Origin of the sequence: Sphingobium xenophagum NBRC 107872 (genome assembly GCF_000367345.1) — a bacterium.
In the GTDB taxonomy this organism is placed as follows: domain Bacteria; phylum Pseudomonadota; class Alphaproteobacteria; order Sphingomonadales; family Sphingomonadaceae; genus Sphingobium; species Sphingobium xenophagum.
Genome location: NZ_BARE01000128.1, coordinates 1 through 1,614 on the forward strand (window position 1 = coordinate 1; position 1,614 = coordinate 1,614).

The 1,614-nt window shown below is 55.0% G+C and carries 1 protein-coding gene and 1 pseudogene; one reads left to right on the forward strand and one right to left on the reverse strand.

The window, feature by feature from the left end; genetic code table 11:
* A pseudogene (locus tag SX1_RS24450) lies at positions 1-111 on the forward strand (IS5/IS1182 family transposase); the annotation flags it as partial.
* Between the two features lie 270 nt (positions 112-381).
* Here SX1_RS24450 and SX1_RS22185 read toward each other — a convergent pair.
* On the reverse strand, positions 382-1,614 hold a 1,233-nt coding region (locus SX1_RS22185; RefSeq protein WP_157410381.1), incomplete at its 5' end, for an MFS transporter.

The following is a 1,614-nucleotide window of genomic DNA, read 5'->3' on the forward strand; positions in this document are numbered from 1 at the left end:
GTCGTGCGCACCATCGGCATCGCCCGCGCCCGCATCAAGATCGGTATGGCTAACCTGGCTTATAACTTCCAGCGCCTCGCCCGGCTCGAGGGGCGCACTGCGCCCGCATGACGCGAAAACCGGCGTCGGAAGGACAGTCGAAGAAGGAAATCAGCCAATCGGAACCAGGAGAACGGTGCTTCGCACGCTCAAATCTGGCCTCCCAGCGCCATCACGCCGAAATCAGCCGGTTCTTCGAGGCCTCCAACTGGATCAAATCAGGCCGAAAAGTCGAGGGGTTATCGGAGGTACCCAGGTGCCTACCTGCAACTACGCCAATTTCGCGCCCCAGGCCCAAATCCGCTCAGATAATCGGGTGGTTCGAGATGCCCCGCTCGCGGCCTACGCAGCTAAACGCAATGGCCTGACCTGCCATACCGCAACTGCTGATATCAGCACGGGGATCGAGACGTAAGCGAAGAGAGCTATGGTACTCGTGCTCCCAGCCAATAGGAAGCCTATCGCTGATGGGCCTACAACAGCGCCCAAGCGCCCAACTCCCTGCGCCCAGCCAATGCCAGTGACGCGGCTGGAACCCGGATAGACGGCAGTTAGCAGCGAGTAAAAACCGACCTGCGCCGCAGTGACCGTCATGCCAATTCCGACCATAAGCAGCCACACGGCATCGCTTGCGGCGGTTGCTATGACCACTCCTAGCCCAAAGGTGACGACACTTCCAACGCACAGGAACAAGCCTACAGCCCTCGGAAGTCCTAGCATATTTGCTACATAAAGTAAAAGGACCACGCCAGGAACCGTCGATATCCATGAGAGGGCGACTAATGAATTTGCGCTGCCCAACGCAAAACCAGCTTGGTTAAGGAGGGTCGGAAGCCACTGCAGAATTCCGAAAGCCACCGACAAGTTAGCGAACATTGTCAGCCACATCAAAGCAGAGTTTCTTCTATTTTCTAAGGAAAAGATCTCGCGAATCGGGGAAGATCGCAAAGCAAGCCCATCCTCAGCAGACTCATTGGTGCCGTCGCGCCGAGCATTACGAATGCTATTGGTCCTATTCGGCGCACGTTCCTTGTTTGCACGATATTCAGGTGACTCAGGCAGAAAGAAGAACAGAATCAATGCGAGCATCAACGGCAGAAGACCGACGATGAACATCATTCCCTTCCATCCCACTAATGGGATCAAGGTGGCTGCCACTATTCCACCTGCTGCTCCTCCGATGATAAATCCGAAATAGGTGAACGAGACCATGGAGGCACGTAAACGGGATGCCGCGAACTCCATTGAGATCGCAATGGCGTTGGGCATCACACCGCCGAGGCCGAGCCCCGTAAAAACCCGCAGCACGAAGAGCTGCTGGGCATTGGCTGCCAATGGCGTGATTAAAACGCATGCGCCAAATAACACAAGACAAGATATTATTATGGGCCTTCGGCCCCAACGGTCTCCCAAAGGGGCAACAAGTATCGAACCTGCAGCAAGACCCGCAAAACCACCACTGAAGATTATTCCAAGTGACGATTCCGTTAGACTCAAATTCTTAGCTATGGCGGGGGCTGCATAAGCGATTATCTGTAGATCTAAACCATCCAGGAGAGCTGCCAAGAAAGCGAA